The 24738-nt window shown below is 59.2% G+C and carries 24 protein-coding genes and 1 pseudogene; 7 read left to right on the top strand and 18 right to left on the bottom strand.

All coding sequences use genetic code 11. The annotated features are described in order from the left end of the window. The first annotated feature begins 51 nt into the window (after positions 1–51). Positions 52–270, top strand: a complete 219-nt coding sequence (locus B3729_RS17535; protein WP_084213921.1) for a hypothetical protein — start codon at positions 52–54, stop codon at positions 268–270. 100 nt (positions 271–370) lie between these two features. Here the strand turns inward: B3729_RS17535 and B3729_RS17540 are convergent, their stop codons facing one another. The 3 genes from B3729_RS17540 to B3729_RS17550 form a co-directional block, all read right to left on the bottom strand. Continuing rightward, positions 371–1087, bottom strand: a complete 717-nt coding sequence (locus B3729_RS17540) for a transposase (protein ID WP_218186950.1) — start codon at positions 1085–1087, stop codon at positions 371–373. Further along, positions 1054–2193: a glutathione-independent formaldehyde dehydrogenase gene (locus B3729_RS17545; protein WP_010799141.1), complete on the bottom strand. Its 1140-nt coding sequence runs from the start codon at positions 2191–2193 to the stop codon at positions 1054–1056. The genes B3729_RS17540 and B3729_RS17545 overlap by 34 nt, the downstream gene beginning before the upstream one ends. Positions 2194–2788: 595 nt before the next feature. Beyond that, entirely contained in the window at positions 2789–3778 is a 990-nt protein-coding gene (locus B3729_RS17550) for a zinc-dependent alcohol dehydrogenase family protein (protein ID WP_286788586.1), read from the bottom strand. A 140-nt stretch (positions 3779–3918) separates the two neighbouring features. Between B3729_RS17550 and B3729_RS17555 the strand changes: the two genes are divergently transcribed. Further along, entirely contained in the window at positions 3919–4815 is an 897-nt protein-coding gene (locus B3729_RS17555) for a LysR family transcriptional regulator (RefSeq protein ID WP_196122367.1), read from the top strand. A gap of 60 nt (positions 4816–4875) precedes the next feature. On the opposite strand, the gene B3729_RS17560 is transcribed toward B3729_RS17555, so the two are convergent. Beyond that, positions 4876–5124 carry a hypothetical protein gene (locus tag B3729_RS17560; protein WP_010799145.1) on the bottom strand — a complete coding sequence of 83 codons (249 nt, stop codon included), beginning with the start codon at positions 5122–5124 and terminating at the stop codon, positions 4876–4878. Positions 5125–5817: 693 nt separating this feature from the next. After that, positions 5818–6120, bottom strand: coding sequence for a putative quinol monooxygenase (locus tag B3729_RS17565; RefSeq protein ID WP_007182542.1), 303 nt, complete (start codon positions 6118–6120; stop codon positions 5818–5820). A gap of 768 nt (positions 6121–6888) precedes the next feature. Between B3729_RS17565 and B3729_RS24835 the strand changes: the two genes are divergently transcribed. The 3 genes from B3729_RS24835 to B3729_RS17580 all read left to right on the top strand — a co-directional run bounded on the left by B3729_RS24835 (position 6889) and on the right by B3729_RS17580 (position 8644). Further along, positions 6889–7197, top strand: a complete 309-nt coding sequence (locus B3729_RS24835; protein WP_371106407.1) for a helix-turn-helix domain-containing protein — start codon at positions 6889–6891, stop codon at positions 7195–7197. A 66-nt stretch (positions 7198–7263) separates the two neighbouring features. Then, the gene (locus tag B3729_RS17575) at positions 7264–7449 is read left to right on the top strand and encodes a hypothetical protein (RefSeq protein ID WP_037031229.1); all 186 of its coding nucleotides are present in this window, start codon (positions 7264–7266) and stop codon (positions 7447–7449) included. 211 nt (positions 7450–7660) lie between these two features. Continuing rightward, a complete protein-coding gene (locus tag B3729_RS17580; RefSeq protein WP_219652948.1) occupies positions 7661–8644 on the top strand; it encodes an LLM class oxidoreductase in 984 nt (327 codons plus the stop codon). Positions 8645–8723: 79 nt separating this feature from the next. Here B3729_RS17580 and B3729_RS17585 read toward each other — a convergent pair. Continuing rightward, a pseudogene (locus B3729_RS17585) lies at positions 8724–9101 on the bottom strand (potassium transporter); the annotation flags it as partial. A gap of 873 nt (positions 9102–9974) precedes the next feature. On the opposite strand from B3729_RS17585, the gene B3729_RS17590 reads away from it, so the two are divergent. Further along, positions 9975–10334, top strand: a complete 360-nt coding sequence (locus B3729_RS17590) for an SPOR domain-containing protein (RefSeq protein ID WP_286788565.1) — start codon at positions 9975–9977, stop codon at positions 10332–10334. 276 nt (positions 10335–10610) lie between these two features. On the opposite strand, the gene B3729_RS17595 is transcribed toward B3729_RS17590, so the two are convergent. Next, a complete protein-coding gene (locus B3729_RS17595; protein WP_286788566.1) occupies positions 10611–11465 on the bottom strand; it encodes a helix-turn-helix transcriptional regulator in 855 nt (284 codons plus the stop codon). 188 nt (positions 11466–11653) lie between these two features. Then, positions 11654–12625, bottom strand: a complete 972-nt coding sequence (locus B3729_RS17600; protein WP_010799151.1) for an XdhC family protein — start codon at positions 12623–12625, stop codon at positions 11654–11656. A gap of 90 nt (positions 12626–12715) precedes the next feature. On the opposite strand from B3729_RS17600, the gene B3729_RS17605 reads away from it, so the two are divergent. Beyond that, positions 12716–13495 (top strand): alpha/beta fold hydrolase, encoded by a 780-nt coding sequence (locus tag B3729_RS17605; protein ID WP_010799152.1) that lies wholly within the window; start codon positions 12716–12718, stop codon positions 13493–13495. Between the two features lie 16 nt (positions 13496–13511). Here B3729_RS17605 and B3729_RS17610 read toward each other — a convergent pair whose 3' ends face one another. From B3729_RS17610 to B3729_RS17655, 10 genes are all read right to left on the bottom strand, one after another. Next, on the bottom strand, positions 13512–14135 hold the full coding sequence (locus B3729_RS17610) for a UbiX family flavin prenyltransferase (RefSeq protein ID WP_010799153.1): 624 nt from the start codon (positions 14133–14135) through the stop codon (positions 13512–13514). Further along, positions 14122–15072, bottom strand: coding sequence for a LysR family transcriptional regulator (locus B3729_RS17615; protein WP_196122363.1), 951 nt, complete (start codon positions 15070–15072; stop codon positions 14122–14124). The genes B3729_RS17610 and B3729_RS17615 overlap by 14 nt, the downstream gene beginning before the upstream one ends. 20 nt (positions 15073–15092) lie before the next feature. Next, positions 15093–16535, bottom strand: coding sequence for an aldehyde dehydrogenase family protein (locus B3729_RS17620; protein WP_010799155.1), 1443 nt, complete (start codon positions 16533–16535; stop codon positions 15093–15095). Between the two features lie 14 nt (positions 16536–16549). Then, positions 16550–17308 (bottom strand): SDR family NAD(P)-dependent oxidoreductase, encoded by a 759-nt coding sequence (locus B3729_RS17625; protein ID WP_154851539.1) that lies wholly within the window; start codon positions 17306–17308, stop codon positions 16550–16552. Positions 17309–17319: 11 nt separating this feature from the next. After that, on the bottom strand, positions 17320–18669 hold the full coding sequence (locus B3729_RS17630) for an MFS transporter (protein ID WP_286788567.1): 1350 nt from the start codon (positions 18667–18669) through the stop codon (positions 17320–17322). A gap of 78 nt (positions 18670–18747) precedes the next feature. Further along, entirely contained in the window at positions 18748–20181 is a 1434-nt protein-coding gene (locus B3729_RS17635) for a UbiD family decarboxylase (protein WP_286788568.1), read from the bottom strand. A 75-nt stretch (positions 20182–20256) separates the two neighbouring features. Then, positions 20257–21675: a sodium:solute symporter family protein gene (locus B3729_RS17640; RefSeq protein WP_286788569.1), complete on the bottom strand. Its 1419-nt coding sequence runs from the start codon at positions 21673–21675 to the stop codon at positions 20257–20259. 195 nt (positions 21676–21870) lie between these two features. Beyond that, positions 21871–22674, bottom strand: a complete 804-nt coding sequence (locus B3729_RS17645) for an enoyl-CoA hydratase/isomerase family protein (protein WP_196122360.1) — start codon at positions 22672–22674, stop codon at positions 21871–21873. Positions 22675–22693: 19 nt separating this feature from the next. Next, positions 22694–24232 carry an AMP-binding protein gene (locus B3729_RS17650; protein WP_010799161.1) on the bottom strand — a complete coding sequence of 513 codons (1539 nt, stop codon included), beginning with the start codon at positions 24230–24232 and terminating at the stop codon, positions 22694–22696. A gap of 5 nt (positions 24233–24237) precedes the next feature. Then, entirely contained in the window at positions 24238–24738 is a 501-nt protein-coding gene (locus B3729_RS17655) for a (2Fe-2S)-binding protein (RefSeq protein WP_008060977.1), read from the bottom strand.

Genomic DNA, 24738 nt, shown 5'->3' on the forward strand with positions numbered 1-24738 from the left:
TCGGCGTATTTCACCAGATTCGGGAAGTCTTTTTCAGACCTTCCCTAGAGCCTGTATAAATATGAGGTTAGGTTGGTGGCTGAAAACCCTGCCGATACCCATGTGCCATACCTGGATGTAGGGCCGGTTCACGCGATTGGCGAATGCTGGTTCCAAAGCCCGGAGGACTACCAACGATATATCGAGTCGGCAGTGCGCAAAGCCTGGTTCGAACATGGCAAAACGTTCATTGGCCAGCTCAAGCCCTTCGTCACTGAAACACTTGTTTGAAAGCTGCTCAAAGCGGTTATCGCCGATCAGGCCACCCCTCCATTCATTCTGGAGGGGCTTTCATCTACGAGTGAACCCCTGGTTATTGATTTAACGTAAATCACTGGCAGATTCCCCAATGAACATGGGGACCCGTGCGAGTCTCAATTCGCACGAGGTGCCGTCTATGTGTCGTTTCGACAGCATGTCCGACGACTGCGCGTGGGAACCATCGATCAGGTCGCCGATGGGGTAAAACATATCGAGCGGCTGATGCCTGCAAATCTCTCAGAAATCCTGGCAAGTTGCCGGGATGGTTCAGTGACGTGCCATGCAGCAACCCCAAGATGGCCCAACTGCAGGCAGTGAAACTCATTTCGCAGGGGTACACACCGGAACACTGCCTGGACATCAGTACCATCTGGTAGCGCAAAAGGTTGTAGCCCAGCAGCACACCCCATAGCTCTTGAGCGATCATCTCTGGCGTCTTGCTTCTCAGGGTATATTCGCCGCCCAGCAGTCTCTGCTTGATCGCCCGATAGCCCAGCTCAATTTCCCAGCGTTGACTGTAAAGGTCGACGATCTCCCCACCCGGAAAGCGCAGCGGGTCGACCACCGAAGTCAGTACGCTTACCATTTTTCCCTTGATCATCTTGCGCAACAACCGCGCTCGCATTTCGAGCGGACGACAGGTGGTATGTGGTCGGTAAATACATAGCGGCCATACTGTAAGCGCGAGTAGGCGGGTCTTTGGGCTGACGCCCGGCGATATCGTCAGGGCGTCAGATCCATACAGCCGTTCGATCAGGCTGCCGGCTTCAGAATGACCTTTGTCCAACCCTCATCTCGCGCATCGAAATGCTTGTACGCATCGGGCCCTTCCGCCAATTTCAGGCTGTGAGAGATGATCTGCGAAGGCTTGGCGCGGTCGTGATGGATCAGCTCCGCAAGCCTGCGGTTATAGGCTTTGACGTTGGCTTGCCCGGTGCGTATCTGCTGGCCCTTGAACCAGAACGCGCCGAAATCGAAGGCCATTTTGCCTTCCTTCGCCAGTTCATTTTTCGCGCCCGGATCCTGAGGAACAAACACCCCGACGACGCCGATGCCACCCGTGGCCTTGGTGGAAGCTACCAGGTTGTTCATCGTCAGGTGATTGACCTCATGGCCGTGTTTGTCACAGCACTGGTACCCCACACACTCACAACCTCGATCAGTGCCTTTGCCGTGAGTCAGGTTGAGGATCTGATCAACCGCCTCTTTCTCCAGGGAGTTGATTGGCGTGGCCCCCATCTGCGCGGCCAATTTCAATCGATCCGGATGGTTGTCGACCACGAACACTTGCGAGGCGCCTTTGATCATCGCGGCATGAGCTGCCATCAGGCCCACTGGCCCTGCACCGTAAATGGCGATGCTTTCACCCGGCATCAGGCCAGCCAGTTCAGTGGCATGCCATCCGGTGGGGAATATGTCTGACAGCATGACGTAGTCGTTTTCTTTCTCTTGCGCATCCTCTGGCAGCACCAGGCAATTGAAGTCCGCATATGGCACACGCAGCAGTTCTGCTTGACCACCCTGGTATGAGCCCATATCGGCAAACCCGTAAGCAGCACCAACACTGCCGGGGTTGGCCGTGAGGCAGAAACCGGTCAAACCTTTTTCACAGTTTTCGCAGAAACCGCAGCCGATATTAAATGGCAAACAGACGCGATCACCTACCTTGATGCGATCTACGCCGGCGCCGACTTCGATGACTTCTCCGAGGTTCTCGTGACCGAAAACACGTCCCGTCTCCATCGAGGTGCGGCCCTCGTACATATGCAGGTCAGAGCCGCAGATATTGGTAGTGGTGATGCGCACTACGGCGTCGGTAGGTTTTTCGATCTTGGCGTCTGGGACATTTTGCACGCTGACGTCGCGTGGCCCGTTGTAAACGATGGCCTTCATTAGACTCTCCTGTTCAAGCGACGATGAGGGGGGTTCGTCTGCTTACGGGACATCTGTCTAGTTCTACGAACGTATGTTCCACAAATCGAGCTATGACCAGACGAGTGGTAATGCCGTCGCCCGCGCGTGGCGGCCCTTGAATTTGCAGCTCGTGACGAACTTAGACAGTTGAACGCCATAGAAGCAATATGGCTACGACACCCCTGTCAATCAGCGCCTCACGTCCCTCATGAGCTCCCTGATGCACTGGCCAATTACCGCTCGCGTTCCATCAACAGCTTTGAGGGAATATCGGACAGTTTCTGCAACTTCAGACCTTCCTTAGGTTTTCGAAATTGTTGCGACTGCAGACGGCAATTCATCCAGCCGCCCTAGGGTCTGCTTGTAATGGCTGCGACTGCTTGTAATGGCTGCGACTGCCTGAACAATCTCCATGAACAACTTAGGAATGGCATTCCAGCCACGGGGACAGCTTGCAGGGCTGCTATCGACCCAAAGCGGACGGTCTCGGCAGGCTGTTTACGGCCAAAAGCGGTCATCAGGGCTGGCTTGAATCGGGGCCGAAGGATTACGCTCTCAGCCCCATAATTGCTGGTCAGACAGTTACCACGATCTTGCCGATCTGCTGATTGGTTTCAAGGAAACGATGGGCATCCTGGATGTCGCTAAGTGTGAATGTCTTTGCGATGATCGGGCGCAACGCACCGGACTTCAACCCTTGCAGAATAAAAGCCTTTGCTCTCTCTAGGGCTTCAGGGTCGGCCACAATCTCTGCGTAGAGATAGCCCTTCAAAGTCAGGCTTTTGCTCAGCACGGTAAACAGTGGGAATGGTGTCGGTTCAGAGCTAAGTGCGCCGTACTCCAGCAAAATTCCGCCCCGCGCCATGCTCTGCGTGAGAGGTTCAAAGGACGGCCCGCCTACAGGATCGAATACAACGCGAGCGCCTTGACCGGCAGTTATCGTCATAACACGCTCGACGATATCCTCTTCATCGCTGACGATGACATGCGCAGCGCCTGCATCAAGTAGGGCTTGCTTCTTCGCGTGAGTTCGAGTGATCGCAATCGATGTGGCGCCGACCATACGAGCCATTTGGAAGGCGGCCAAGCCAACACTGCTTGACGCGGCGGTAACGATGACAAAATCGCCCTGCCGTAGCTTCGCCTGTTCAATCAATGCCCCCCAGGCGGTGACGTACTGCATCCAAGACGCCGCAGCCTCTTCAAAGGACAAGTTCTCAGGGCTCTTTACCACCAGGTGGGCCGGTACATTGGCCAACTCGCCGTAGGTGCCCCAGCGAGTAATATCCAGAGGTGGGATCAGAGCGACCGAGTCACCAATCGTGATCTCGGTTACGTCGCTCCCAATTGCCGTTACGATGCCTGCGGCCTCGTAGCCTAAGCGGCTGGGGAACTCCGCTTCTTGTAGGTATGCGTGATTGCGGAACATCACTTCGGCTCGGTTCAAGCCAATGGCTTTAACACTAATTTGCACCTCGTTTGCTGCTGGTGCCGATACTTCCAGATCTTCCAGCTTCAGAACGCTGGCGTCACCGTATTCATGAATTCTGACAATGCGTGCCATCATAGATATCTCGTTTATCAATGGGCCCCGACGTACATCCGGAAGGTATCCGGGCACTCGAAAGGTGACGAAAATTTAGTCATTGGTTGGCGCTAGATAAAGGCCTACGATGGCGCATTACTAGAAACAGAGTGTTTATAATGGATCGCCTGACCCAGATGGCCACGTTCGTCAAAACAGTTGAGCTGGGTTCATTCAGCGCCGCTGCGGACGACCTGAATCTGTCCCCTCAATTGGTAGGGAAACAGGTGAAAATGCTCGAACAACATCTGGGTGTTTCCCTGCTGCACCGGACTACGCGCAGGCAAAGCCTCACCGACTTCGGCAGGGCGTTCTACCCGCGAGCAAAACTGATCCTTGCAGACATGCAGTCTGCCGAGAGCCTGGCCGCCCTCACTCGGGGCACACCAAGCGGCCGCCTTCGCATCAACGCGCCGGTCACGTTCGGAATTCGCACGCTTTCGCCACGCCTGCTGGAATACATGGTTCGGTATCCTCAGGTGTCTGTTGACCTAACGTTATCGAACGAACTGGTCGATATAGTTGATGATGGTTACGACGCGGTATTTCGCATCGGCGAGCTGGTGAGCAGTGGGTTGAAGGCAGTGCCACTGGAGCCCTATCAGATGGTTTTATGCGCTGCGCCGTCCTATCTTGCACGTCGCCCTCCCATCATCAATCCGTGGGATCTACAGCAGCAGGAGTGTCTGGGGTTTACCTATTCTGATGGCCGCTCACACTGGAGCTTCGACAGCCCGGAGGGGCGTATAGATGTTCCTATTACAAGCAAATTAACGATCAATCAAGGTGATCCACTGCTGGCAGCGGCTGTAGCTGGTCTAGGTGTGGTTCTACAGCCGATAGAGTTGGTTAGCGATGCACTGCGCGATGGGACACTGGTGCGTCTGTTGCCGCAGTACCCAGTGCCGAATACCGCAATGCACATCCTCTATGCCCCTGACCGAAGAATGACTCCAAAGCTGCGCAGCTTCTTGGAGTTTGCGCGTGAGGCTTTTGGGCAGCGAGGCCCTCTCTAACGCACGAAAATCAATGTCTGCGCTATCCGGTATTCGTAAAAGGACGACGATTACCGTGGCTCACCGGATATGACCAAGCACCCCTTGCTGAGGAAGTACCTGCTGTAGCACTTCGCGGCGGAAGTCGAAGAACTGAAAGATGCCATGTTCGTTGGCTTGGGGCCGCAGGTCCAGAGCGTGCTGGACCGCCTGATCCAGGAGCGGGTTCTGAATCCCGACCGGGTGATTGGCGGCATGCTGCACCCCTCCGGAAACTGCACCTACCGGATCAACTACCTCATCGGCGACAGAAGCGCGCTGGTCCCGCACGCCACCAGCCCTGTGCCTTACGACCAGGTCCGGCGAGCATTTCGGGAGCGGTTCGTCACCGCCTGATCGAACGTCGGATGAGTGGATGCGGGCGCGGGTTCAATTCCGCAAGCGGGAATAGAACTGGCGTCCTGTCTGATGCGCTCGGTTGGTGATCCGACCAGAGCAGAACTGGTAGGATTGCGGGCATCAAGGGCCGGATTCCGCACCTTTCCGCAGGAGTTTGCAGCGGTCGTAAGGCGCTGAGTTACATAGGTTTGGCGCAGGGTTCCACCCCACCGAGCCCCTGCAGGAGTTCGAATCGTTACGCACGCCCCCCCAGAAACCCTCACTAGCCCGCACGGCACGATGCTAGGTCGTTGATTTTCAAGAAATCGCTCGATCGATCCGCGCTTGCGGACTGCGGACTTCCAATGGGCCGGAAATCTGGCTCGCCCAGTCGGCTCTCGGTACCGACACGTTGCAAACAGTCGGTACTTCTCGATAACTACCCGACGAATCGGAACATCTCAGCTAGCCCTGATGTTGCCCCTGCTTGCTGACGCAGCTTGGAAGTTCTGGCTGCAATATTGCCCCCCCAATCGCTGTGGAAGGTAGCTCCCTGGGCAAGTGCAATCGAGGGGGGGGGATCGCTGCGTAGGGCCGTGTGACCCCCATCCTGCAGCGTGACCTGATTGGGTCAAGGCCGGGTTGTCATGCAGGCAGTTTGGCTGCAAGCAGTTCGACCTTCTCGATATTGGGCGGAGAACTGAGCAAGGTCGCGGCGTTGGCCATCAAGGCCGCGGCGATCTGGCCGTTCAGATGTGCTTGGCGACCTGCCTCATCGGCAAAGGCATCGAACACACCGAACGTCGAAGGGCCAAACTTCAATGCGAACCAGGCAGTGGTGCCGGACTCGGCGTTGGCGAGCGGCAGTGCGCTGGCCAGGAAGTCGGCAAGCGCAGCCTCCTGGCCGGGTTTGGCTTCGAGGCGAACAAACAGGGCGAGCTTGGTCATACTGTAATCCTTTGGGTAAATGGGTTAGGTGAATGGATCAACGAGCCTGCAGTCTAGGTCGTCATGACAGCCATCTCTATAGACAATAATGACAACATTGATATCATTGTTGCCATGAAACTCCACATCCTTGTTTGTGATGGCGTGTTTGATCTGGGGCTTGCGGCGCTCACCGACACAGTGGGCTTGGCCAATGCGATGGCGGGCTCGCTGCCACAGGCTCCCGCGCACATAGAGCTCACGCTGGTGGGCGTGCGGCGTCGCATCCGAACTGCGCAAGGCTTGACGGTCCCCGTGGTCCCTGCGCGTAGTGTGCCGGAACCAGACGTCGTGCTCGTGCCCGCGTTTGGCGACAAGATGCCTGACACGCTCTCAGCTCGGCTCACACGCCCCGATGTGCCCGACGCGGTCGCGGCGCTACAGCAGTGGTCCACCGCTGGCGCGCACCTAGGTGCCGCTTGCTCCGGTAGCTTCTTGATTGCAGAGAGCGGCCTGCTTGATGGGCATCGTGCGACGACGTCATGGTGGCTGGGGCCGATGTTTCGGCAGCGCTATCCGAACGTCAAGCTGGAAGAGTCACGCATGATCGTGAACTCGACACGCTTCACCACCGCTGGTGCCGCTTTGGCCCACGTCGACCTGGCCTTGCGCATCATCCGGGAGCGCAGTCCGGCGCTGGCGGCCCTGGTGGCACGCTATCTGCTGGTCGAGGCACGCAGTTCGCAAGCCGAGTTCGTTATTCCCGACCACCTTGCGCATGCCGACCCGATGGTGGAGCGCTTCGAGTGCTGGGCCAGAAGTCAGCTCGCGAAGGGGTTCTCGCTGGCCGAGGCGGCCAGCGCCGCGGGCACAAGCGAGCGCACCTTGGCGCGGCGGCTGCAAAGCGTTTTGGGCAAGACACCGTTGTCGTATTTCCAGGACCTGCGCGTGGAGCATGCCGTCCATCTCTTGCGCACCGGAAACGCGAGCGTCGACCAAGTCGCCGCACAGGTCGGGTACTCGGATGGGGTGAGCCTGCGGGCCCTGTTGCGCCGCAAGCTGGGCCGGGGTGTCAGAGAGTTGCGACGCGGTGGATGACCAGAGGCGTTTGGTGTATACACGGCTGGAGACCGCCGAGAAACTGACGCAGGCCAAACGGCGCATTTGGACCTGACAAAACTACTGCCCGCCACGGCGCGCAAGCTCCAGTTTGACCCCGGACAAAGTTTTGCTGGCAATGTCGTGGTTGAGCAAATCAATACCTTGATTGAGCAACGCTGTGCACTGACGATTCGGCGGCTCACCGACCCCGCCGCCGACAATGACGCAGCCGCCGAGCCCACCGTTTGAACTACCGTGCGGACACGGGTTCGATTCAGGGTTTGGGAATTGAACCTACATCCCATCGCAGACGAGTTTGATGCCCGTTTCCGGCGACCAGCATGGCTGAGAAACCTGCTTGCAGGTCTACAATCGGGCAGGCTTTACGATCGAGTTCGCAATGGTTCGCAGCAGCTCGTTGCACTTCTATTGCGTGGTTCTCCCATTGAGGAAGATTAGAATGTATCTGCCGAGCACGATTCCTTATCAGCAGCATCGAGGGTTCAGCCGAACCTTCACTCCGGGTCATTTGAGCCTGGGATTGTTCTTCCCTTTGGAGGCCTTCGGTGGGGACATTCCGAGCATGCTCAACCAGGTCGAATTGGCCAAACGAGCGGAGGCTCTGGGCTTCTGCGCACTCTGGTTTCGCGACGTGCCTCTTCGGGACCCTAGCTTCGGCGATGTTGGCCAACTGTTCGACCCTTGGGTTTACCTGGGCTACATGGCTGCTCATACGTCGGAGATAGCGCTTGGCACCGCATCCATTGCCCTCCCTATACACCATCCTCTGCACACGGCCAAGGCATCAGCCAGCGTTGATCAGTTGAGCGAAGGTCGCTTGATACTGGGGGTAGCTTCCGGCGATCGCCCAGTGGAGTTTTCGGCTTTTGGCGTCGATCCCGAAAGGCGCGGAGAAATCTTTCGGGAGCACTACGAGGTGATTCGCAGAGCCCACAGCACCAGCTTTGAGCCCATTCGCTGGAGCGGTGGAGAGATGCGGGGCGCAGACCTCATTCCGAAACCCACTACCCAAGTCATTCCAATGCTCGTGACTGGGAATAGTCGCCAGTCACTGGATTGGATCGCGCGCGAAAGCGTCGGATGGATCAACTATCCACGTATACCGAACATGCAGCGAATGATCGTGGAAGATTGGCGGCAGGAGGTCATGAAGCAATGTGGCCCCGTCTATAAGCCCTTCACTCAGTCGCTCTACATCGACCTCGATGAGAACCCGTCTACGCCGCCCACTCGCATTCATTTGGGGTTCAAACTTGGACGCTACCATCTCCGGTTTTTGCTCGAGTCGCTTGAGGAAATCGGAGTGGACCATGTTATCCTGAATCTCAAATACGGAAAACGCCCTGCTGAGGAAGTCATTGAGGAGCTGGGTACTCACATCGTTCCGCAATTCGGAGTACAGCCGCGTCCTGAAGCGAATTGATACGCCGGTTGGTTTGCTGCGTTACAACAGACGGGCCTCACGGCCGTGCTGTTACTGGAGTGCGCCGCTCTAATGATGCTCACTGAGCATCCCGCGCTTCTTGGTTTGGCGGATCAATGCGCTCGATGTTCCCCAGTACCAACGCTCGTCCGGCAAACAGGCCGCCCGATGTTTCCAAGGCAAAACGTTCGGCATCACGTTTGCGCACTTCGTCGATCACCGCGTCGGCTTCGCGCTCCGACGCCCCCAGAGTCACCACCGCCTGACGGCCGAGCAGCAGGGCCGACTCAGAGGTTTCCCGCACGATATAGTCGGCGTCGTGTTTGACCAGTTCCAGCGCATGTTCGCGGTCAAAAGCGCGCACCAGCAATTTCACTTGCGGGCAGTAGTGCCGCGTACTTTCGACAATGCGTGTCGCGGTTTTTTTATCGTCCACACAAACAATGATGGCGCGGGCGTAGCACAAGATCCTGAGCGTTCACCAGGAACTCTCCAGGGTAAGAGTGGCACCTGAAGTGTAGTTCAGGACACCGGCATCGTTTGAAAGGGTGACCAAAGATTCAGCAGCTTCTGCCGGTCCATACCGTAAAGGGCGTCCTAACAATCCTTTCATTTATACCGAGCGCGCAGGCATGGCTTGAATCTTGGTCAATGCACTCTGCCCACGATATCCAGCTTAAATACAAGTTTTGTTTTAAGGGGTCGCCAACCAATCCATCTGATATGGTAAATTTTCGATCACCTGAGCCTTTTTCGTCAACCAACAGTCTATAAAGTGCATGCTCGATGTTCTTTCAAACAACAAAATAGCAGCCAACCAGTTTTGGCTCTTGGGCACACTGACGCGCTCGAGAATTCAGACCCTCCCAGGATCAACAATAGAACCCCGCTTATCAGAAAGAAATGGGATAAATAACTATTCACTTGATTTGGAGATGGCCGCTGTGCGAAAGCTTGGCTTGGGCTTCCTGGTTACTGGCGTTTTGGGGCAACTATCAGCACTACTATGGACCTACACGTCCACGGGACCCATTTGTCAAAATAACGTCGACAATTCATACATCCAGCAAAAAGTGAAAAAGTTCGAACAACTACTCGATGACACTGCTAATAAAGTTGCGACAGAGCTCAGTACAAAACATTCCTACGGGCTCGCGCCTTTTGCGAAAAACGAATACCGCATACCCGATTCAACGGAGGCTGACGCCGTACGGTTTTCGATCGAAAAGCCAGACGAAGCATCAGTATTTACGCTGCCTTCATTGCCCATACAGGCACACAAATGGCCGATTATCCTTAGCGGTCTGATCACTTTTACCTCTGCCTGCTCTTGGCACTCTTCGCCAGCAAAAAAGCCGTTGATCCGCAATGGCACGTCTTTCACACCGTGCGAGGATCGCTAATCACGCTAGAACGCCCGTGTTTGGCCTGCGGCGGCTTCATTTCCCACGCTGCAAAAGCCGCTTCAGCAACGCCTTCATCCGGTCTGTGGGTGATCGAAATTGCGTTGAACACACCAAGCCGCCATCGCGCCAGAAAAGCCATTCAGCAGCTGGGGTTGTCGGTAGCGCGTAAAGAAAACAACTTTGTCGTCATCGGCCCGTATAAACAGAAGCAGGACGCGGCCCGAGTCGTGAAAGAGTTGAGTAAACTTCATGGCGTTAGAGGATGGATAATGGCGGGAAATTGACATAGCCCGATTTAGCTCTGGGCCAAACTCGAACAAACGGCTACTTGTTTGACACAAGAAAGCATTCATGACCACAAAATAACTTAGAGCCGAATTCGCCCTGAAGAAATGCCTGATCGCCTACTTATGGATCAAGTTTTAAATCAGCGAACTGAACTACGGCCTCGATGAGTAGACTTTACAACTTTCGTAGCCTATACAAGCCGCTAACTTTCAAGATGAAAGACTCACTTCATCGGCGGGCGCATTGCCCTATACCTCCGCTCTCCTCTCGGTTCAACTCTCCGCATAACTATCCACTACCCTTCGGTACTGGCTGGGAGAGGCGCCGATGTGTTGCTGGAAAAACCGCGTGAAATGACCTTGCTCGGAGAACCCGAGGTTCTCCGACAACAGGCCCAAGGTTCCACTGCGCTCATGCTCAAGCCAGGCAAAAGCCCGGCGCATGCGCGCATCGTTAAGCAACAGGGTCGGCGTCATGCCGGTATCCTTCTTGAACAGCGTAAAGAAGTGCGCCCGCGACAGCCCACAAGCCCGCGCGGCATTGTCGATCGGGTTCGGATCATCGAGGTGCTCAAGCAACCAGGCGGTGCCACGGCGCACGCGCGCGTCCCGGAACTCACCTGAGTTCGGCGCACCCAGTAGCGACAAATGCCGCCAGCTGGAAAAGTCCTCGATCAGTTCGATCAGGAAGTCGAAAAGCATGAATTCCATGCGCTCTTTCGGCACGATCCCGCAGCCATGCGCTTCGGCGACCAGTATGTCGGCCAAGGTGCGATTACGACTCGACAGCTCGATGCACGACTGGGCAAAAAAGTCCCGCCGACCGCTGAGCGCCAGCGACTGCTGGGCAGTGGCCAGCCAGGCGGACTCGATGTAGAGCGCCAGAATTACGGTGGCACCGACACCCGGCTGCGGATCGTAGAAATGCGGCTCCCAGGCGTTGACCAACACCGCCGTGCGATCGCTGAGCGGAACCCGCCGACCGTTGACGTTGAAGTAAGTGTCTTCACCGGACACCTTGACCAGCACATGGCATTCGGAATGGGTGTGGGTGACCAGCGAACGATCCATATTCAGCAAGGCGACCCGACCAAACCTGCCGTGGAAAACCCGTTGGGCAATCGACATCAGATTCCTCCGTTCGCTTGAAGCGATATTGTTATCGGCCATAATGAAGGATCACCGTAGCTTCTATCTGTTCTGGACCCCGGCGATCGCTCAATGGTTCAGCAACACTTGGCGGGCTACTATCGCGCGCGAATGACCGAGCGTCAACCTCGACTTTCGCAGCCCCCACGCTCATCGGAAAAACCGCCTTACAAGGCATGGCGTTCTTTCCCGTGATAAACGCGCAGGATATCGGCCACCACCGCCAGAGCGATTTCCGCCGGGGCCTTGCTGCCCAGATCGAGGCCGATGGGCATATGCAAACGGGCAATCTGTTCATCCGTCAGACCACCGATGCGCTTGAGCCGCTCGGCGCGCTTGGCCGAGGTTGCCTGAGAACCCATGGCACCGATGTAAAAGGCCGGGGTGTGGACCGCTTCCATCAGTGCCAGATCATCGATTCGCGGATCGTGAGTCAGCGCCACCACCGCGGTCGCTGCATGGCAACCTCCGGCGGCAATGAACATTGAGGGCAGCACACGTTGCATCTCCACACCTTCGAGATGTACATGCAGCATCTCTTCCCGGGGGTCGCAGGCGATGACTTCGCAGCCGATGGCGCGGGCAAAGCTGGCGCAGACTTCAGCGACAGGCGAGAGCCCCGCCAGAATCAGTCGTAACGCCGGGCCAACGCTGATGCGCACCCTTTCGTCGACGACTTGCACCCGCTCGCTGCCGTGTCCGGTGTCTGGGTCCAGGCGCAAGGCACCGCTGCTCAGCTCGACGTGACGCAGCAGACGGCGCTGGCCGAGTAACGCCGCTTGCAGACTCTCCAGGTGTACGATCCATTCGAGACTAGCAGCGCGGTGCTCGACCAGCACGATCAGGACGCCCCCACAGGGCAATCGTAGACGGTGGCGTTGCTCGACGCTGTCGCCATAACTGACGATCTGCGCCGGTTCGCGTAATTCACCGCGCGTCAGGCTTTCGAGAAACTCCTCTTCGACGCAGCCACCCGACAGCGAGCCAACGTGTTCGCCCGTGCCATTGGCCACCAGCATCGCACCCGGCGCACGCGGTGCGGAGCCATAGGTGGAGAGCACCGTGCACAGCCATTGGGCCCGCCCGGCGCGAGCCCATTGCAGTGCCTGGTCGATCACCTGAACATCGAGATGGCGCATGTTTTCTGTACCTCAAGCAAAGCGTGGTGCTGCATGCAGGGTTACGTTTACGGTAACCTTCGAGCAATCTTGTTCAATCGTTGATTCAACATGTCGCCACAACAATTTTTGCAACTTGGGCCGCTGCGCCTGGAATATCGCCAACTGCCTCCGGCTGACCTGTCGCGACCGACGCTGGTGCTGTTGCACGAAGGCCTCGGCAGCGCCGACCAATGGAAAGACTTCCCCCTGCGCCTGGCCCAGGCCAGCGGTTGCGGTGTGGTCACTTACAGCCGTCAGGGTTATGGGCAATCGAGTCCGGTAACCCTGCCGCGTCCGCTGAACTACCTGAGCAGCGACGGCCCTCGTGAACTGCGGCAATTGCTCGATGCCTTGCAACTGCCACAAGTGGTCTTGCTCGGTCACAGTGACGGCGCATCCATCGTCCTTGCCTATGCCGCCGCCAACGATCCACGCGTGTTGGGCAGCATTGCACTGGCGCCTCACGTGATTGTCGAGACCGAGAGCCTCGATGGCATTCGCCATACCACCGAGGTTTGGCATCAGGGTGAATTGCGCGAACGCCTGGCACGCCACCATGGGGCAAATGTCGATGGCGCTTTTCACGGTTGGAGCGACAGTTGGTTGCACCCGGACTTTTCCCTGGACGATCTCGAAGCGCAGCTGGCTTTTATCGAAAGGCCGCTGCTGGTCATTCAGGGTCGCGAAGACCACTACGCCACGCCCGAGCAACTGCGGGTCATCGAGCGAAAGGTGCCTGGGCCATGCCGCTGTGTATTGCTGGATAACTGCCGACACTTTCCCCAGACCGAAGCGACCGAGCGGACCCTGCAGCTGGTCTGCGAATTCCTCGAGCGCCTCCCCGCCTGAACCTACCGAACGTGATTCAACCATCGACCACCTCATCCAGCGTTGCTACGCGCTCCGGCTGTTCACGCCAGCGACGCACGATCCCCAGTTCGATATCGAACATGTCCAGCACCCTGCCAACGGTATGATCGACCATGTCTTCCAGGCTGGTCGGCTTGGTATAGAACGCTGGCACTGGCGGCGCGATCACTGCACCGAGCTCGGCCAGCTCGGTCATGCTGCGCAGGTGATTACGGTGCAGTGGCGTCTCGCGAACCATCAGCACCAGGCGCCGGCGTTCCTTGAGCACCACGTCGGCGGCGCGGGTCAGCAGTGTCGAGGTCACGCCGCTGGCAATCTCCGACAGGCTGCGTATTGAACACGGCGCGATGATCATGCCCATGGTCTTGAACGAGCCACTGGCGATCGCCGCGCCAATGTCCTGATTGACGTAGCTGACGTCCGCGAGGGTCTTGATCCGCGACCAGGACATGTCGGTTTCATGGGCCAAGGTGATCAGCGCCGATTTGCTGACCACCAGATGGGTTTCAATTGGCGTGTCTCGCAACAGCTCCAGCAGACGCATGCCATAGACGGCACCAGAGGCACCGGAAATGCCTACGATCAACCGCTCCGGCCGACTGTTACTATGCGCGCTCATGATCGCCTTCCTCTATTAGACCTTCTTTGTAGAAGTGGATGGAGTCCAGTGCACTGGTCATGGTTTTGCCGATCATCTCGATGAACAGCATGGCCGCAGGAGTCAAGGGTCGACGGGCGTCGTGCACACAGACCATGCGTCGGCTGATTCCTGGCGCGGCCAGCGGATAGGCGCGTAACGCACCCTCGTGCAATCCGCGATGCAGGATGGTTGCCGGCAGCACGCTTATCCAGTCGCTGCGACGCAGGAAGTCCTCGATGACCGCCAGGTCGTCCACCTCCAGCTGCGGGGTGACTTCGATACCCTGGGCGCCAAGGTACTGGTCGATCACCCTGCGCAAGCCGTGACGACGCGAGGGCAGCACCAGTTTGAATCCCGCCAGACTGGCCAACGGCAAAGGCAACGCTACGTTGAGGCGATTGGCTGCACGGGTGGCGATCAGTAGCTCCTCATCGAAGATGTCGCGGCCGACCAGGTGCTCATGCTGAAAGCTTTGGTTGATGACCGCGAAATCCAGCGCGCCGGTCAGGACCTTCGCAATAAGTTCCTGGCTGTAGCCCGAGGTGACACTCAGTTCGACCTGTGGGTGATGCTCGACGAAATGCGCCAGGGTGCTGGCCAACGCGTTGTTGGCGGCAGAGGCGATCAGCCCGGCGCTGATGCGTCCGCCAATCTGGCCGCTACGGTCGATCAGGGCCTGACGCGCCGCCAGCAGCTGGCCAAGAATCGGCATGAACAAGCGATAAGCCTGATCTGCGGCCTCGGTCGGCGCCATGCCCTTGGAGCTGCGCTCGAACAACGTCTGCCCGAGCTCTTCCTCAAGCCTGGCGATCTGCATCGACAACGCCGGTTGCACGATATTCAAGCGCTGTGCAGCCCGGGTGACGGAGCCCTCTTCATAGAGGCAGGTGAAATACTTCAGATGGCGCAGCTCCATAGTCACCCTCGCGTGCGCGCTCAACCGAGTGTGCCGACGTTCTGATAAATGTGTTTGAGCTCGCTGAAATCCAGCAGCGCATCGACGCCATGCAAGCGCCCCAGGCCGCTCTTGCGGTAGCCACCGGTTTCCGCCTCGGCGAACAATTTGTTGTGGTCGTTGAGCCACACCGTACCGTTGCGCAGTGCCCGAGCGACACGCCAGGCGCGAGCGCCCTGCCCGGTCCAGACACTCGCGGACAGACCGAACTCGGTATGGTTGGCGCGCGCTACTGCCTCGGCTTCATCTTCGAAGGACTCCAGCACCAGCAACGGGCCGAAAATTTCTTCCTGACAAAAGAACGCGCTGCTATCGCGATGGGCGATCAGCGACGGCGCGAGAAATGCACCATTGCCCAGTTCACCCTGCGGGCGACCACCGGCCAGCAGCACTTCGTCACAGCTGTCCAGCGCCTCGCCAATGCGCCGCTCAACGCTGTCCCGGGATTGCCAGTCGATCAGCGGTCCCATGTTCGTCGCTGGATCGAGGCCATTGCCCAGGCGGATCCGCCCCAGTGCGGCGCTCAGCGCGGTTTTCATTTCGGCGAAGCGGCTGGCATGCACCAGCACGCGCCGGGCGGCAGTGCATTGCTGGCCAGAGATAATGGTGGCCGCCGCGGCCAGTTTCGGCGCGATGGCGGCAATATCGGCATCTTCAAAGACCAGGCAGCAGGACTTCCCACCCAGTTCCAGAGAGAGCTTTTTCATGGTCGCCGCGCAGTCGCGCATGATGCGCTGGCCGGTAGCGGTCGAGCCCGTGAAGCTGAGCACATCCACCCGCGGCGAAGCCACCAGATGCGCTGCCCCGGCATGCCCGCTCTCGGTGAACAGATTGACCGCCCCTGCCGGCAGGCCCGGCAACGCGAACAGCGGTTCGAGCATCGCCGCGTTGAACAGCGCGGTTTGTGGCGCGGGTTTGATCACCACCGTGCAACCCGCCGCGATCGCCGGCGCCAGAGCACGAACAAGCAGCACCGCCGGGGCATTCCACGGAATGATCAGCCCCGCCACTCCGGCGGGTTCGCGCAGCATGCTGGAGAACTCACCGGGCGCCACTTCGAGCATGTGCCCCGGGTTGTGCCGGGCCAGGCCGGCGTAATAAAGAATCTCGGAAATCGCCCCGCCGATCTCTCCTCGGGACTGCGCCAATGCCTTGCCGTTCTCGCGAGTCAGCAACTGCGCGAGTTGTTCCTGACGCGCTGTCAGGCCGGCAGCCCACTCCAGCAATAGCTGCTGACGCAGGCGCGGATTCTGCGCCCACTGCGGGTCGTTGAAGGCTCGGGCGGCGGCGGCCACCGCCGCTTCAGCTTCGGCCTCGCCGCCGTCGGCAAAGCATCCGATCAGCTCACCGTTTGCCGGGTCGAGACTGTCGGTCCAACGATCCGTAGCGGTCCATTGTCCATCGATGAAGTGTTGGCTTTGCATGAGTCCTCCTTGAATCAATGGGTCACCGAACCGCCGTCGACCACAAGGGTCTGGCCGCTCATGAAATCACTGTCGGTGCTGGACAAAAACAGCAGGGCACCGATCAGATCCTGCGGCACCGCCTCGCGCTTGATGCAGCGGCTGGCAATGTTGTTGCGCACGATATCCCCGGCCCAGGCGGCATTGGCCTGGACGTTGGCGCTCATGGTCAGGCCGGGGGCCAGGCAGTTGCAGCGGATGCCGGCGTCGCCGACTTCGCGCGCTATGGAGCGAGTCAGGGCAATCACCGCGCCCTTCGACGCGACATACGCCGCCATCATCGGTGCGCCTTTGAAAACCGTTGCCGAGGCAATGTTGACGATCTTGCCGTAGCCCTGACGGCGCATCACCGGCATTACCGCCTTCGCGCACTCGAAGGAACCGCGCACGTTGACCGCCATGATCCGGTCCCATTCCGCCGAGCTGGTCTGCTCGAACGGTTTGAGTTCCAGGGTGGCGAACAACGCCGCGTTGTTGATCAGTACGTGCACACCGCTGAACTGCGCCACGGCTTCCTCGACCATGGCTTGAACTGCGGCACCGTCGGTCACGTCGCAAGCGATTGCCAGGGCCGTACCGCCCTTGTTGCGGATCGCGGCGGCGGTTTCGTCAGGCGCCTTCAAATCGCAAAGCACCACCTTCGCGCCCTCGGCCGCCAAGGCCTGGGCATAAGTGGCACCGATGCCTTGCGCGGCACCGGTGATGATCGCGACTTTTCCCTTCAATCTGCTCATTGCGTTTTCCTTTACTTGAAGTTGCCTTGGGTTTCCGGAATCACCACGCTGCCGATCAGGTAGATCACCGACAGGCCGACAGCGAACATCGCCAGCACCATGGGGATTTGAGCCGGGCTGCTGCTGAACAGGGACACAAAGGTCGGCATGGTTCCGCCGAGGGCGAAGCCGATGTTCCAGGACAACCCGGTGCCGCTGGCACGCAGCTCGGTGGCAAAGCGTTCGTTGAGGAAGATCAGGATCGGCGCGATGATCGCCCCGCCCATGAAGGCAATGCCCACGCAATACAGCGCAGTGCGGGCCAACGAACCCGGCTCGGCGACACCGAGGAACATCATCGGCAAGCTCACCAGGTTGAGCACGCCCAGCAGCATGAAGGTCTTCTTGCGGCCGATCAGGTCACTCAGGTAACCGAAGGCCAGTGCTCCGACAATAGTTGCCACCGACCCGTACATGAGCAGCTGCGAAGTCTGCGTATGGGGAACTTTGGCGACCACGTTGAGCAAGGTCGGCAGATAACCGCAGGCCAGGTAATACGTAGCCCCGCCGCCGAACGTAATCAGCAGGTTGACCAGCATCACGCCGCGGTACTCGCGACCGAACAGACGCTTGAGTGGCGACACGGCCACCACCGCCGGCCCCTTGGTTTTGCGCGCTTGTTGCAGTTGCTGCCAGACCGGGGTTTCTTCCAGGTAACGGAACATCACCAGACCGAAGAACGTGCTGAGCAAGCCGCAGAAGAACATGAAGCGCCAGCCCCAGACGTCAAATTCCTCCCCGGGAAAGATCTCCGACAACACCAGATAAGTGAATGACGCCAACAGCGCGCCCATGCCGGCACCGGCGCCACCGATCAACCCGGACATCAAGCCGCGATAGCGCGGCGAGATGGATTCGGTGCCGATGGTGTGCGTGGAGGCGACGATGCCGCCAACGAAAACGCCCTGAATGATCCGCAAGATCAAAAACAGTATCGGGGCCAACACCCCGATCTGGTGAATGGTCGGCAAGGCGCCAAACAGTGCCGTGGAAATACCGACGCCGACCATCGACACCATCAACGCACGCTTGCGGCCGTGTTTGTCGGCATACGCGCCAAAGATCGCCGAGCCCAGCGGACGCACCAGCAAGGCCACGGCGAACGAGGCATACACCGCGGCCAGCGACAGTGTCGGGGTGTCCGAGGGGAAGAACATACGGCCGATGATCGGCGCCACGTAGAGCAGAATGAACAGGTCAAACAAATCCAGCGCCCAGCCGAATGTCGAAGCAAATGCCGCAAGCAAGGCCTTGCCCGGTGGAATCTGCGGTGTATCGGTAGCGGCGCTGGTTGGCGGTGCAGTTGTTGTTGTCGTGGTCATGGTTGCCTCACACAAAACGTGTCTTGAGCTGGTTGGAACTATCGGGAACAGGCCGCTGAACACCAGCGGCCTCCGGGTTCAATCGTGCTTCTGGAGCACGCACTGCCAGTCCGGCGGCGCCGCGTGCGCCACCTTGTCGAGCTCGACTTCCTGTTGGCCCGGCACCTGGATTCGCTTGAAGCGCATGGTCGGTGCCGACAGCGGCACCGTGGCGTCGTAGCCCATCTTCGAGCCGACACCGTCGCGGGTGGACGGATCGAGTTTCGAGCCCTGGGATTCATGGATCAGCACCAGGTCGCGGTCGGCCTGGAAACGGGTGGCAATCGCCCACTCGACTTCGATGGGGTCATGAATGTCCACATCCATATCCACCACGGTGACGTGCTTGATGTCGTAGTGACCGCCCAGCGCGCCGAGGATGACGTTCTTGCCCTCGCCTTCGGAGCGTTTGTCGATCTGCACATAAAGGTGATAACGACACACTCCGCCCTTGCTCAGGTGCACGTCACGCACGCACGGAAAGCTGCGGCGCAAGTGCGCAAGCATGGTCGCTTCGCGCGGGATGCCGCCGAGCAGCAAGTGTTCCAGGCCGCCGCCGACGATGGTGTGAAAGATCGGGTCGCGACGATGGGTTACGGCGTCGACTTCGATCACATGGCGTTCGGCGCGCTCGCCATAGTACTGCGGAAACTCGCCGAACGGGCCCTCCATCTCCCGCGCCTTGGCCAGCAGCCTGCCCTCGATGACGATCTCGGCGTCGGCAGGTACGCGAATCTGGTTGGTCACACAACGCGTTACTGCCAGCGGACGGCCATGCAGCGCACCGGCAATTTCCAGTTCGTCGTGATCGATGGGCACGATGGCCTGGGATGCCAGCAAGGTCAGCGGATCAGCCCCAATGACCACCGCCACCTCCAGATCCTCACCCAGCGCCTCGACTTCCTGAAAGAAGGCCAGCGCATGGCGTGGCAGCAGCAGCGCGCCCAGGCGATTTGGGCTGCTCACCTGCAAGCGGTGAATCGAAACGTTCTGCACCCCGGTGCGCGGGTTGCGGGTAATCAACAGGCCGGCAGTGATGTAAGGGCCGCTGTCGTGCTCGTTGTGGGTGGGAATTGGCAGCAGTCGATTCAGGTCGATCTCGCGATGCTCCACTTGCTGACAAACTGCATCGCTGACTTCGCGCCACGGCAACGGATTGAGGCTGGCCGCCTCGAAACGCGCCAACACTTCAGCGGACTCCACGCCCATGGCCTCGGCCATCCACTGCCGGTCGGACAACAGACCGGACACCACCGCGATCGAATGGCCGCCCGGCTGGGGGAACAGTGAAGCGCTCTTGCCGTCCAGACGATTGGCAATCGCTGCAACGCCGAAACGCAGGTCCACGCCGGGACGTATCATTGTCAAACGCTGCCGGCGCTGCAAATGGTCGAGCCAGCCACGCAGGCTGGCGCCTGCTGGCAGGTCCCCGGCCCTGTCGGCTTCGGGGGTGGAAAGAGTCACAGGCTGCATGGCCTTACCTCGTCATTATTGTTTTGGTGGCATGCCCGGTCACCCCGATGGCATGCCCGTTTGAATCGTCGGGATTCAGTTTCCGGTAGTGCTCGCACTGACGGGCCTGGTGCTGTCGGCCTGTTCGGGTTTGCCACCGCGCAGAAAATGGCTCAGGGTCATGATCACGAGCGGCGTGGCCAGTGCGATGTAGGCGTTGTCGATGCCATAGGGATTGCCCATCAGGAACCAGCCGATGGTGATGATCAGTGACGCGATGATGCTGATGAGCGCACCCTGCCGCGTGCCGAATGTCGGCGCGTAAAACACCATCAGCACCAGCACCGCGAGTGAAGCGCGCAAGGCCTTGGCGAGGAAGGTCACCACCAGAACGTCGGAGGCGTACAGCGCCAGTGTGATGGGCAGCAGGCCGGCGACGATGGTCGCGGTCCGGGCAAAGTTGAGATTCTTGCGATCATCCCCTCGGGGGTTGAAGAACGGCTGATAGAAGTCCTTGAGCAACAATGTGGCGATGCCCATGGTGAGCGCGGCCATGGTGCCGAACAGCGCCCCGGCCAGTCCTGCGACGACGATCCCGGCCATCCATTCGTGCATGTGCCCGAGGATTTGCGGAAAGGCCTGCAACGAGGGAATCTGCGGAAACAACACTGCGCTGCACATCCCCACCATCGCAGCGATCAGGCCGTAGGGAATCAACATCAATGCACAGTAGAAACTCGCATGTTGGGCCTTGCGCCCGTCACTGACGGTATTCACTGCCTGCACTACGTACTGGGTGGCGAACGTCGCGCCGATACCGGCCACCAGCCAGACGAAAATCTTCGGCCAACCGACGTTGTCGACTTCGAACATCGGCGCTGGCAGTCGCGCGACCAACTCGCCCATGCCGCCAATCTTGCTCAAGGCAAAACCCAGGGCGAGGATAATCCCGGCGTACATCATTATCGCGTGCAAGACGTTGGTATAGATCACCGAACGCATGCCGCCGATGCCGACGTACAGCACCGAAACAATACCGACGATGATGATCGCCGAAGTCCGCTCGATGCCCAGCAAGGTCGCGAGCACGGCCCCGCCGCTGGCATAGATCGAGACCGCAACGATCGACAGCGCGCAGATCATGATCACTGACGTGGCGAAGCGTACCGGCTCGCCGTAAGTGCGGGCCAGCGCCCCGGAAATGGTGTTCTCGCCGAGGTCCTTGTACTTCTTCGCCAACAGCATGGAGAAGATCACGAACCCGACGCCCAGGGCGGCGATGTTCCAGGCAGCGGAAATGCCATAGGTGTAACCCGCCTGGGCCGTACCAATGCTCGCGGTAGTGCCGATGAACTCGGACATCATCAGAAAACCGATCAGCATCGCCGGAAAGTCCTTGCCTCCTGTTGTGAAGTTTTTCGCGCTTTGTGTAGAGCGTCGAACCCAGAAACTGATCAACGCCAAGACCACCATGTAGGCGGCCACGATGGTTAGTACCAGCCAGCTAGAAGCCACTAAGAGGAACTCCGATTTTTATATTTATTGGACGGATTTCGGTGCAGCCGATCTCACCCTAAGAGCCCCGCAACAGGTTTTCCATTAACGAATATTGATGCGTCCTATCAGTCTCAGTGAAGGGGCGGTAGGCCCTGCTCCGTAAGGGCGCACGCCGTTGCCGACATGCTCCCGGGCCTGCTCGCCGGTACGCATTTACTCGCCGGTGAACACGGCCACACGCTTGCTGTGAAACGCTTCGACGCCTTCCTTGAAGTCCTTGGAACTGCGCAGACGGCTGTAGCAGTGACCTTCCATTTCGATCGCGACGGTCAGCGGCGCGTCTTCGTTGTCATTGATCAGTTTTTTCGCCGTGCGCTGAGCCAGCGGCGAGAAGCGCCGCAGTTCATCGACCAGCGCATCGACGGTGCTTTCCAGTTCGGCATCCGGCACGACCTCGGTCGCGATACCCCAGGCATAGGCCTGGTCGCCCGTGATGCGTTTGGCTCGCATCACCATGTGCTTGGTGCGGGTGATACCAATGATTTTCTGCAGGCGTGCAGAGCCACCCGAGCCCGGAATCTGGCCCAGGTTCTGCTCAGGCAAGGCGTAGCGGGTGGTTTGCGAAGCAATGCGGAAATCGCAGGCCAGGGACAGTTCGAAACCGACGCCGAAGGTGTAGCCGCGGTTGGCAACGATCACCGGTTTTTCGCAACGTGCCGGTGCCGCGACGTTCCAGGCCAGCTTCGAAACGTGCTCCGGCGACGCTTCGAGGAAGCCCTTGATGTCGCCGCCGCTGGAGAAGTGTTCACCCACCGAGCGCAGCACGATGACGCGCACACCCTTGTGTGCATCGAGGGCTTCGAAGACCAGGCGCAGTTGATCGCGCTGGCCCATGGAAATGACGTTCAACGGCGCCCGGTCGAGGATGATGTCGGCGCGCTCGCGGGACACGTCGACTTCAACCTGGAAGCCATCGAACCGAGTGTCGAGAAATTGCTGGATCGCTTGTTGTTGCATGGGAATGTCCTCTGGATGATTAGCTGATGGCCTTCAAGACCTGTTCCTGGAATTGGGCCAGCAGCACGCGCCGCAGCACCTTGCCAACTGGAGATTTGGGAATCTGATCGATGAACTGGTAACGCCGTGGCCGCTTGAATTTGGCCAGGCCCGAAGCGATGCAATGGGCATCGAGGTCGCATTCCGACACCTCGGCGCGCGGCTTGATAAACGCAGCAATGATCTTGCCCCACTGCTCGTCCGGCAGACCGACCACCACCACTTCTTCCACCGCCGGGTGCAGCGACAGCATGTTTTCGATTTCCGCCGGGCTGACGTTTTCGCCGCCGGTGATGATCAAGTCATCGACGCGCCCCGTGACGAACAGATCGCCTTCCAGATCGAAGTAGCCGATGTCACCGGTGAAATACCATCCGTCACGCAACGCCTTGGCGTTCGCTTCGGGGCGATTCAGGTAGCCTTCGAACGCCTCGTCGCTCGCCAGGTCGGCGATGATCTGGCCCTCCTCCAACGGGTTGACCTGCACGTCCGCCGTTTCAGCATCGATCGGCACCACGCGTACTCGCTGGTTCATTGCACTGCGCCCTGAGGAGCCGGGTTTGCGACTGGCCTGCTGGTCGATGGTGAAGGTGTAGATTTCCGAGCTGCCGTAATGGTTGACGAACAATTGCGGCTGGAACGCCTGCTCGACGCGACGCATCAAGCCGTCGCTCATCGGCGCGCCGGCAAAGCCGATTTTCTCGACACTGGCGACTCGCTCGCGGGCAAAGGCCGGGTGTTCGATGAGCATGTGGTAGAGCGTCGGCACCAGGTACAGGTTGCTGACCTTTTCCCGCTCGATGGCCTGCAGCGTGGCCTCCACATCGAACTTCGGCACACAGACGAAATGCCCGTCGATCAGCGCCATCGACAACAACGAACGCACGCCCATGGTGTGGTAAAGCGGCATGACACCCAGCGTGCACTCGCTCTGGCGGTAGAGGTTTTGCGCGACGTGGGCCACCGCCGCGGCGCGTTCACTACGGTGCCGACGGGGCACGCCCTTGGGCTTGCTGGTGGTCCCGGAGGTGTACAGCAGCAGTGAAAAGTCTTCGGCATCGGCCTGCAAAATGATGTCGGAGGGGATCTGCGAACACAGCTCCTCGAAACTCAGGTCGGTGTCGGCGGCACGGATACCGGCGGCGATCCGTGGCAGCCTGGTGGCGGCGCTGCAACCGGCCACCGCGGCCACGGTCGCATCGTCGTAAGCCAGTGCGCGGATTTGCGCATCTTCGATGCAGTAGCCCAGTTCATCGGCAGTCGAACGCCAGTTCAACGGAGTCATGACGACGCCCGCAAACTGACAGGCCCAATGCAGGGTCGCCATCTGCCAGCGGTTCTGCATCGCTACCAGCAGTCGGTCACCGCGTTGCAGTCCGAGGCGTTGCAAGCCCCGCGCTGCGCTCTGGATATCGACGAACCAGTCTTCATAGGTTTTCTTCAACGCACCGTCACTGACCGCCACGGCGTGCGGTCGGCGTTCAACGGCAGCGAGAAAACTGCGTCCGAGATCGAACATTATTGTTATACCCCTTTGTTCGTTTGGCGCTGGGCAGCGACTTCGAGCACGGCCTGGACGATGCCGGTGTAGCCCGTGCAGCGACATAGATGCCCCGAAAGCATGTCGCGTACCTGGGTCTCGTCCGGGTTGGGTACCCGTTCGAGGAAATCCACGCAGGACATGAGAATGCCCGCAGTGCAAAAGCCGCACTGCAAGGCGTGATGACGGCGAAAGGCTTGTTGCAGGTCGCTCAGTGTGTCGTCGTCGGCCAGGGACTCGACGGTCTCGATACGCCGCTCGTGCCCCTGTACCGCGAGCATCAGGCAGGAACGCATGGCGACCCCGTCCACCAGCACCGTGCAGGCGCCGCAGACGCCGTGTTCGCAACCGACATGGACACCGGTGGCTCCGAGGTCGTGGCGCAGGAAGTCGCAGAGTTGGGTCCGCGGTTCGGCCAGCGCTTCGCGGGAGCGGCCATTGAGTTCCAGGCGAATCGGAAAGGTTTGGTCGGCAGTTACACGCAT

This window comes from Pseudomonas sp. UBA3149, from assembly GCF_002364655.1.
GTDB lineage: Bacteria > Pseudomonadota > Gammaproteobacteria > Pseudomonadales > Pseudomonadaceae > Chryseomonas > Chryseomonas luteola.